An 8,866-nucleotide genomic window follows, 5' to 3' on the forward strand; every position below is an offset into this window, starting at 1 on the left:
CGCCGTAGAGTTGCGCGCACGCCATCCACAAGATCGACCGATTACGAGGCCCCCACCGTGCGCCGACGCTCACTTCTCATCGCTGTTCCCGCAGGACTGGTCACGCTCGCCGGATGCGGGGACGACGACGGGTCAGACTCGAGTCAGGGAAGCGACAGCGCGTCGCCGTCCGGCGCGGACTCGGCGGCGCCGTCGCCGAAGATCGTGGACGGTCCGTTGCCGGCGATCACCGCGGGCACGAAGTTCGGTGAGAAGCCCACGGTCGCCAAGGGCAGCGGCGAGCCGTCGAAGGACCTCGCGGTGAAGACGGTCATCGCGGGCAACGGCAAGGTCGTCGCCGAGAACGACTACCTCCAGGCGAACTACCTGGGCCAGATCTGGGCCACGGCCAAGGTCTTCGACAACTCCTACGACCGTAAGACCCCGCTGCTCATCCAGCTCTCCCAGGGCCGCATCATCGACGGCTGGCGGTACGGCCTGACCGGCAAGAAGGTCGGCAGCCGCGTCGAGATGGCCGTCCCGCCGACCCTGGGATACGGCAAGGAGGGCAACGAGCAGGCCGGTATCAAGGGCACCGACACGCTGGTGTTCGTGGTCGACATCGAGGACTCGTTCAACTCCAAGAGCTCCGCCAAGGGCAAGACCGTCGCCCAGGACGACGCGAACCTGCCCAAGGCCGGGACCAACACCGACGGCAAGGCCCCCTCCATCGAGATCCCCAAGACGGACCCGCCGAAGAAGCTGGTGGCGAACTACGTCATCGAGGGCGACGGCGACGCGGTGGCCGCCGAGAACACGGTGCTGGTGCAGTACAAGGGCGTGCAGTGGAGCAACGGCAAGGAGTTCGACTCGACGTACGCCAACAAGCAGTTGGTGTCGTTCGCGCTCGCACAGGTCGTCAAGGGCTGGTCGCAGGGCCTGACCGGCAAGAAGGTCGGCAGCCGGGTGCTGATCGTCATCCCGCCGGACCTGGGCTACGGCGACACCCCGCCGCAGGGCAGCGGTATCGAGAAGGGCGCCACGCTGGTCTTCACGGTGGACATCCTGGCCAAGATGTGAGTCCGGCCGTGGTGATGAAAGACTGAGACCGTTGCCTTTCCACAACGAGCATGGAGCGTAAGACGTGAGCATCGACAAGCCCGAGATCGACTTCCCGGGCGGCGAGCCGCCGAAGGACCTCGAGATCAAGGACATCTGGGAGGGCGACGGCGCGGTTGCGCAGGCGGGCCAGACCGTCACCGTCCACTACGTGGGCGTGTCCTTCAGCACCGGTGAGGAGTTCGACGCGAGCTGGAACCGCGGGACGCCGTTCCGCTTCCCGCTCGGTGGCGGCCGCGTCATCAAGGGCTGGGACCAGGGCGTGCAGGGCATGAAGGTCGGCGGCCGTCGCCAGCTCACCATCCCGGCGCACCTCGCCTACGGCAACCAGAGCCCCACCCCGGCGATCAAGCCCGGTGAGACCCTGATCTTCGTGGTCGACCTGCTCGGCGTCTGATCGTCGCATCCGATCGCCGCCTGTGATCGGCGGGCGACCGGAGCCGACTACCTGGGGCCCATGCCTGTGCGGGCATGGGCCTCGGCTTTTGCCGGGCCACTTCGGAGCGGTACGGTCAACGCTACTAAGCACCATAGGGAAGGCGAAGGGCGTCGATGGCCATTGCCAAGGCCGAGCGGCTCATGAACCTGGCGCTGTGTCTGCTCGGGACGCGGCGGCCACTGAGCAAGCGCGAGCTGCGTGAGTCCATCGAGGCCTATCTCGAAGCGGGCAGCGACGACTCCTTCAACCGGATGTTCGAGCGCGACAAGGACGATCTGCGCGAACTCGGGCTGGTCATCGAGACCGTGGAGAACCTCGACGGCGAGGTCGGCTACCTGGCCCGCCGGGACAGCAACCGGCTGCCGCCGATCACCCTGGACGCCGAGGAGGCCGCCGCACTGGGCCTGGCCGCCAAGGTGTGGCAGCAGGCCCGGCTCGCGGGCGCGGCCAGCGGCGCACTCCAGAAGCTGCGCGCGGCGGGGCTGCCGGAGGGTGTCGACCCGTACGAGGCGCATGGCGCTCTGGAGCCCCGGATCCCCGTGCACGAGGCGGCGTTCGAGCCGCTGATGCTGGCCTGCCGGGACCGCCGTCCGGTCGTCTTCGACTACCGCAAGGCCACCGCCGCCCGCCCCGAGCAGCGCCATGTCGAGCCGTGGGCGCTGGAGTGCTGGCGCGGCCATTGGTATCTGGCGGGCTGGGACCGGGACCGCGGCGCCGAGCGGGTGTTCCGGCTGTCCCGGATCACCGGCAAGGTGCGCAGCCGCAGCGGCCGCTTCACCGCCGAGATCCCCGATGTCGTCACCGTGCGGGAGACCGTCGCGAGCTGGGCGGGGGAGAACGCCGACCGCTCCGCGCTGATCCGGCTGCGCACGGAGGCCGGCTACCCCCTTCGGGCGAAGGCCACGGCGGTGCGGGAACTCGGCGACGGCTGGGACGAGTTGGAGATTCCGTACGGCCATGGGCTGGATGCCTGGCTGGTGGAGTTCGGGCCGGATGTGGTGGTCCTGGAGCCCGCGGAGCTGCGGGCCGACGTGGTGGACCGGCTGCGTGCCGTGGCCAAGGGCTGAGGGGGAGCGGAGCGAGACAGTGGCAGGCAAACCGGTCAGGCCCGTGAACGCCATCGACCAGACCCGGCGGATGCTCTCGCTGGTGACGTATCTGAAGGAGCGCCCCGGCGCCCGCATCGAGGACGTCGCCCGCGCCTTCGGGATCTCCGAGGACGAGCTCGTCTCCGACCTGGACGTGCTGCCCATGTGCGGCACCAGCTTCCGCGGCGGCGATCTGCTCGACATCGACACCGACGGCGAGCGCATCTGGTGGCACAACCCCGACGACGTGGCCGAGCCGCTGCGGATCGCCGCCGACGAGGCGACCGCGCTGCTGGTGGCCGCCCGTGCCGTGGCGACCCTGCCGGGCCTGCGCGAGAGCGACCGGCAGGCGCTGCTGCGGGCGACCGCCAAGGTGGAGACCGCCTCCGGCGAGGCGGCCGGCGCCAGTGCCCGGCTGTCGGTGACCTTCGAGTCCGAGGGCGGTGTCTTCGCGGACGTCGACCGGGCGATCTCCGAGCGGCGCCGGCTGTGGATCCGCTACTACTCACCGGCCCGCGACGAGGTCACCGAGCGCGAGATCGACCCCATCCGCCTGGTCAGCGTCGGCCATACCTATGTCGAGGCCTGGTGCCGGCGCTCCGAGGCGCGCCGCACCTTCCGGCTGGACCGGGTCGCCGAGATCAAGATCCTCGACGAGCCGTCCGCGCCGCCCGAGGTCGAGCTGCGGGACCTGTCCGAGGGGCTGGTGCAGCCCGCGGCTGAGGATCCGGAGGTCGTCGTGGAGGTCGGTCCGGGCGGGCGCTGGGTCGCCGAGTACTACCCGCACGACAGCGCGGATGAGCTCGCGGACGGCGGGCTGCGTATCACCTTGCGCACCCCCGAGCCGGCGTCGCTGCGGCGCCTGGCGCTCCGGCTGGGACGCGACGGCCGCATCGTGTCGCCGCCCGAGCTGGCCGACAGCGCCCGGCAGGCGGCCCGCGAGGCACTGGCTGCGTACGACGGGGTCGAAGTGCAGGAGTCCCACGGGGCGCGTGTGGTTCAGGAGCGACAGGGCGACAGGCAGGAGCGAGGGCTTTGAGCGAGTCGGCTACGTCCGGGTCCGGTGTGCGGGGAATCACGGTGGCGGCTGCGTTCGCCGGGATGAGAGGCGTGGCTCCCGTCGTGTTCAAGGCGGGGTGCCCGGACTGCCGGGGCCGCTTCGAGCTCGCCGCGAGCGCCCTGCGCCTCGCCATCGGCGCCAGCAGCCGTACGACGTTCTACTCCTTCACCTGCCCCGACTGCGGAGCCGCCGTCCGCAAGCCGGCCGGCGAGCGGATCGTCGAGCTCCTGACCGGCGGTGGGGTCAGCACCCTGCGGCTGCACTCCACGGTTTAGGACGGTCTAGGCTCGCCCTCATGTTCTGGCCGATGTTCGCGGTAGCTGTGGGTTTCGTGGGTCTCGCCGTCCTCGGTGTGCTCGCCGTACGGGTCTTCCTGGAGGCGCAGCGCCTCGGCCGACAGGTCACGGACTCGGCGGCGCGCATCAGCAGGGCAGCCGAGGACCTGGAGCGGGCCAGCATGAGCGCGGCCCGGGCCGTGGACTCCCTGTAGCCAGCCCAAGGATTGGGTGTGAGTGCGGTGCCGCATGCGTTTTGGGCCACTTCGCCCTGTCAACTTGGCGGCGGGGAAAGGTACGCTGCTGGTCGCGGGTCGGAGAACGAGGCCCGGACCGCGGACAGGGAGTAGTACGCACGGGGATTGCCTCTCGTTTACCCCTGAGCGTTACGATCGCTGTCAACGCGATCGTTCGGACACATGTCCGACCGATCGGACAGCATCCCACCCCAGCCGCCTCGGTGAGAAGGTAAAGACTTATGTTCGGAAGGCTCGGAGCCCCCGAGATCATTCTCATCCTCGTCGTCATCATCCTGCTGTTCGGCGCGAAGAAGCTTCCGGACATGGCGCGCTCGCTCGGCAAGTCCGCCCGGATCCTGAAGAGCGAGGCCAAGGCGATGAAGGACGAGGGCAAGTCCCCCGCCCCGGCCGACCCGCCGAACAACGCCGGCGACGACCAGCAGCCCCCGGCTCAGCGCATCATCCAGGCATCCCCCGGCGACGTGACCAGCTCCCGCCCGGTCACCGAGCCGACGGACACCTCCAAGCGCTGACGCAGGGCCGGTGACCTCCGGCCCGCCGTACGAGATGGGAACGTGGGTTGCTGAAGTCTGCCCGCAAAGAGGAGAAGGATCCCGAGGGGCGGATGCCCCTCGCGGAGCACCTTCGTGAGCTCCGCAACCGGCTCGCGAAAGCGCTGCTCGCGATCGTCGTCATCACGATCATCGCCGCCTTCTTCTATCAGGACATCATCAACTTCTTCACCAAGCCGGTCCTGGAGTCGGTCGGCTGCCCGAAGTCGTTCGAGGAACTGGCCAAGACGGCGCGCGACGAGAACCCGTGCGCGCAGATCACGATCAACGGTCTGCTCGCGCCGTTCACGCTGGCCCTGAAGGTGTCCCTGATGGCCGGTGTCGTGCTGGCCGCACCGGTCTGGTTGTACCAGCTATGGGCCTTCGTCGCCCCCGGCCTGCACAGGCACGAGCGGAAGTACGCCTACGCGTTCGTCGCGACGGGCTTCCCGCTCTTCCTCGCCGGCGCCTTCTTCGCCTACAAGGTGCTGCCGAAGACCGCCGACGTCCTGATCGAGTTCACCCCGTTCGGGGTCGACAACCTCCTGCCGCTCGACGACCTGCTCGACCTCGTGACGCGCATGGTGGTCGTCTTCGGTCTCTCCTTCGAGCTGCCGCTGCTGCTCGTGATGCTCAACTTCACGGGCGCCATCACCGGCAAGCGCATGCTCGGCTGGTGGCGCGGCATGATCATGGGCATCACCGTCTTCGCGGCGATCGCGACACCGAGCACCGACCCGCTGACGATGATGGCTCTCGCCGGACCGATCTGGGTCCTGTACTTCGCCGCGGTCACCGTGTCCCTGCTGAACGACCGCCGCCGGCGCCGCCGGGAGGCCATGGGCCCCGCCGACGACGAGGCGTCCGACCTGGACCTGACCCCGGAGGACATCGGCGACGTCGAGACCGTCTCCGCGAGCCGGGCACTGCCCGAGCAGGCCACCACGGAACGGGTCAACGGCTACGACGACGTCACCTGAGAGTCGACTGACAGCAGGATGCGGCCGGGGCGCCTACGGGGCGCACCCGGCCGCTTCCGTTTCGCTTTCGTGAGCTGCGCGGATCCCGGGTTTGCGGGGTGCCGATCCGGATAATGATCGTCCTGTTGTCAGTGGGGCCCGGTACGCTCGAAAGCACGATGACAGAGGACCTCTCACCGGCCGAGCGGTACGCGGCGGCACGCATGCGCGCTGCGGAGCAGGCCACCGCGCTCGCCTCCTTCCGCGAGATGTACGACTTCGGCCTCGACCCCTTCCAGATCGAGGCGTGCCAGGCGCTCGAGACGGGGAAGGGCGTGCTGGTGGCCGCGCCCACCGGCTCGGGCAAGACGATCGTCGGCGAGTTCGCCGTCCACCTCGCCCTGATGCAGGGCAAGAAGTGCTTCTACACGACGCCCATCAAGGCGCTGTCGAACCAGAAGTACGCCGACCTGTGCCGCCGTTACGGCAACGGCATGGTCGGTCTGCTCACCGGCGACAACAGCGTCAACCCGGACGCCGCGGTGGTCGTGATGACGACCGAGGTGCTGCGGAACATGCTGTACGCCGGGTCGCAGACCCTCCTCGGCCTCGGCTACGTGGTCATGGACGAGGTGCACTACCTCTCCGACCGCTTCCGCGGTGCCGTATGGGAAGAGGTGATCATCCACCTGCCCGAGTCGGTCACCCTCGTCTCGCTGTCGGCGACCGTGTCCAACGCCGAGGAGTTCGGCGACTGGCTCGACACCGTCCGCGGCGACACCGAGGTCATCGTCTCCGAGCACCGGCCCGTGCCGCTGTTCCAGCACGTGCTCGCCGGACGCCGGATGTACGACCTGTTCGAGGAGGGCGAGGGCAGCAAGAAGGCCGTCAACCCCGATCTCACGCGGCTGGCCCGGATGGAGGCCCAGCGCCCCTCATACCAGGACCGCAGACGCGGGCGCGCCATGCGCGAGGCCGACCGGGAGCGCGAGCGCAGACAGCGCTCCAGGGTGTGGACGCCCGGGCGGCCCGAGGTCATCGAACGACTCGACACCGAGGGCCTGCTGCCCGCCATCACCTTCATCTTCAGCCGCGCCGCCTGCGAGGCCGCCGTCCAGCAGTGCCTGCACGCGGGCCTGCGGCTGAACGACGAGGAGGCGCGGGAGAAGGTGCGCGCCCTCGTCGAGGAGCGCACCGCGTCCATCCCGACCGAGGATCTGCACGTCCTCGGGTACTACGAGTGGCTGGAGGGCCTGGAGCGCGGCATAGCGGCCCACCACGCGGGCATGCTGCCGACCTTCAAGGAGGTCGTCGAGGAGCTGTTCGTCCGCGGCCTGGTCAAGGCCGTGTTCGCCACCGAGACCCTCGCCCTCGGCATCAACATGCCCGCGCGCTCGGTGGTGTTGGAGAAGCTCGTCAAGTGGAACGGCGAGCAGCACGCCGACATCACCCCGGGCGAGTACACCCAGCTCACCGGCCGTGCCGGCCGCCGCGGGATCGATGTCGAGGGGCACGCCGTGGTGCTGTGGCAGCGCGGCATCAGCCCCGAGCACCTCGCCGGCCTGGCCGGCACGCGCACCTATCCGCTGCGCTCCAGCTTCAAGCCGTCGTACAACATGGCGGTCAACCTCGTCGAGCAGTTCGGGCGGCACCGCTCACGCGAACTGCTGGAGACGTCCTTCGCGCAGTTCCAGGCCGACAAGTCGGTCGTCGGGATCTCGCGCCAGGTGCAGCGCAACGAGGAGGGGCTGGAGGGCTACAAGGAGTCCATGACCTGCCACCTCGGGGACTTCGAGGAGTACGCGCAACTGCGCCGCGAACTGAAGGACCGCGAGAACGAGTTGGCGCGGCAGGGGGCGGTGGAGCGGCGTGCGGAGGCCGCCGTCGCGCTGGAGAAGCTCAAGCCGGGCGACGTCATTCATGTGCCGACCGGCAAGTACGCCGGGCTCGCGCTGGTGCTCGACCCCGGGCTGCCGGCCGGCCGCTCCAACGGCCACCGCGGCTTCGAGCACCACGACGGACCGCGCCCGCTGGTCCTGACCGCCGAGCGGCAGGTCAAGCGGCTGGCGTCGATGGACTTCCCGGTGCCCGTGGAGGCGTTGGAGCGGATGCGGATCCCGAAGTCCTTCAACCCGCGCTCCCCGCAGTCCCGTCGGGACCTGGCGTCCGCGCTGCGCACCAAGGCCGGGCACATCGCGCCGGACCGGCACCGCAAGCGGCGCTCCCAGGCCGCGGACGACCGGGAGATCGACCGGCTGCGCAAGGCCATCCGGGCGCACCCCTGCCACGGCTGCAACGACCGCGAGGACCACGCCCGTTGGGCCGAGCGCTACCACCGGCTGCTGCGGGACACCTCGCAACTCGAGCGCCGTATCGAAGGCCGTACGAACACGATCGCGCGCACCTTCGACCGCATCGTCGCGCTGCTGACCGAGCTGGACTATCTGCGCGGCGACGAAGTGACCGAGCACGGCAAGCGCCTCGCCCGGCTGTACGGCGAACTCGACCTGCTCGCCAGCGAGTGCCTGCGCGAGCGGGTGTGGGAGGGCCTCGGCCCGGCCGAACTGGCCGCCTGTGTCTCGGCGTTGGTGTACGAGGCACGGGTCGGGGACGACGCGATGGCCCCGAAGCTGCCGTCGGGCAAGGCCAAGGCCGCGCTGGGTGAGATGGTGCGGATCTGGGGCCGCCTCGACGCTCTGGAGGAGGACTTCCGGATCACGCAGACCGAGGGTGTCGGTCAGCGTGAACCGGATCTGGGCTTCGCCTGGGCCGCCTACATGTGGGCCAGCGGCAAGGGACTGGACGAGGTGCTGCGCGAGGCGGAGATGCCGGCCGGGGACTTCGTGCGGTGGTGCAAGCAGGTGATCGATGTGCTGGGGCAGATCTCGGCGGCCTCTCCTGCGGACTCGACCGTGGGGAAGAGTGCGCGCAAGGCTGTGGAGGGGCTGCTGCGGGGGGTCGTCGCCTACTCGTCGGTGGGCTGATGGATCGTGGGCGGGCGCGGGGGTGTGTTGTGGCTGGTCGCGCCCCCGCGGCGGGGGGGGGGGGGGGGGGGGGGGGGGGGTTGTGGGGGGGGTGGGGGGGGGGGGGGGGGAGGGGGGGGGGGGGGGGGGGGGGGGGGGGGGGGGGGGGGGGGGGGGGGGAGGGGGGGGGGGCA

The 8,866-nt window shown here is 70.1% G+C and carries 9 protein-coding genes; all 9 read left to right on the forward strand.

All coding sequences use genetic code 11. The features are described 5' to 3' along the window. Window positions 1-57 precede the first annotated feature (57 nt). The 9 genes from ACZ69Q_RS39490 to ACZ69Q_RS39530 all read left to right on the forward strand — a co-directional run bounded on the left by ACZ69Q_RS39490 (window position 58) and on the right by ACZ69Q_RS39530 (window position 8,693). On the forward strand, window positions 58-1,059 hold the full coding sequence (locus ACZ69Q_RS39490; RefSeq protein WP_471052033.1) for an FKBP-type peptidyl-prolyl cis-trans isomerase: 1,002 nt from the start codon (window positions 58-60) through the stop codon (window positions 1,057-1,059). Between the two features lie 64 nt (window positions 1,060-1,123). Beyond that, a complete protein-coding gene (locus ACZ69Q_RS39495; RefSeq protein WP_471052036.1) occupies window positions 1,124-1,495 on the forward strand; it encodes an FKBP-type peptidyl-prolyl cis-trans isomerase in 372 nt (123 codons plus the stop codon). 155 nt (window positions 1,496-1,650) lie between these two features. Continuing rightward, window positions 1,651-2,604, forward strand: a complete 954-nt coding sequence (locus ACZ69Q_RS39500; RefSeq protein ID WP_471052039.1) for a helix-turn-helix transcriptional regulator — start codon at window positions 1,651-1,653, stop codon at window positions 2,602-2,604. A 19-nt stretch (window positions 2,605-2,623) separates the two neighbouring features. Beyond that, entirely contained in the window at window positions 2,624-3,664 is a 1,041-nt protein-coding gene (locus ACZ69Q_RS39505) for a helix-turn-helix transcriptional regulator (RefSeq protein WP_471052042.1), read from the forward strand. Next, window positions 3,661-3,960 (forward strand): hypothetical protein, encoded by a 300-nt coding sequence (locus ACZ69Q_RS39510; RefSeq protein ID WP_471052045.1) that lies wholly within the window; start codon window positions 3,661-3,663, stop codon window positions 3,958-3,960. Before ACZ69Q_RS39505 ends, ACZ69Q_RS39510 begins: the two co-directional genes overlap by 4 nt. Window positions 3,961-3,980: 20 nt before the next feature. Beyond that, window positions 3,981-4,175 (forward strand): hypothetical protein, encoded by a 195-nt coding sequence (locus tag ACZ69Q_RS39515; RefSeq protein WP_471052047.1) that lies wholly within the window; start codon window positions 3,981-3,983, stop codon window positions 4,173-4,175. Between the two features lie 263 nt (window positions 4,176-4,438). Then, on the forward strand, window positions 4,439-4,732 hold the full coding sequence (gene tatA, locus ACZ69Q_RS39520; RefSeq protein WP_471052050.1) for a Sec-independent protein translocase subunit TatA: 294 nt from the start codon (window positions 4,439-4,441) through the stop codon (window positions 4,730-4,732). A 47-nt stretch (window positions 4,733-4,779) separates the two neighbouring features. Next, entirely contained in the window at window positions 4,780-5,730 is a 951-nt protein-coding gene (gene tatC, locus ACZ69Q_RS39525; RefSeq protein WP_471052052.1) for a twin-arginine translocase subunit TatC, read from the forward strand. Window positions 5,731-5,843: 113 nt separating this feature from the next. Continuing rightward, window positions 5,844-8,693, forward strand: a complete 2,850-nt coding sequence (locus ACZ69Q_RS39530; RefSeq protein ID WP_471052096.1) for a DEAD/DEAH box helicase — start codon at window positions 5,844-5,846, stop codon at window positions 8,691-8,693. The last annotated feature ends 173 nt before the right edge of the window (window positions 8,694-8,866 follow it).

The organism is Streptomyces sp. NPDC036764 (genome assembly GCF_055609385.1).

What these genes read in the sequence shown, in the direction of transcription:
- ACZ69Q_RS39500 (WP_471052039.1), top strand. Translation starts at nt 1,651, where the DNA reads ATGGCCATTGCCAAGGCCGAGCGGCTCATGAACCTGGCGCTGTGTCTG.
- ACZ69Q_RS39515 (WP_471052047.1), top strand. Translation starts at nt 3,981, where the DNA reads ATGTTCTGGCCGATGTTCGCGGTAGCTGTGGGTTTCGTGGGTCTCGCC.
- tatA (WP_471052050.1), top strand. Translation starts at nt 4,439, where the DNA reads ATGTTCGGAAGGCTCGGAGCCCCCGAGATCATTCTCATCCTCGTCGTC.
- ACZ69Q_RS39530 (WP_471052096.1), top strand. Translation starts at nt 5,844, where the DNA reads ATGATCGTCCTGTTGTCAGTGGGGCCCGGTACGCTCGAAAGCACGATG.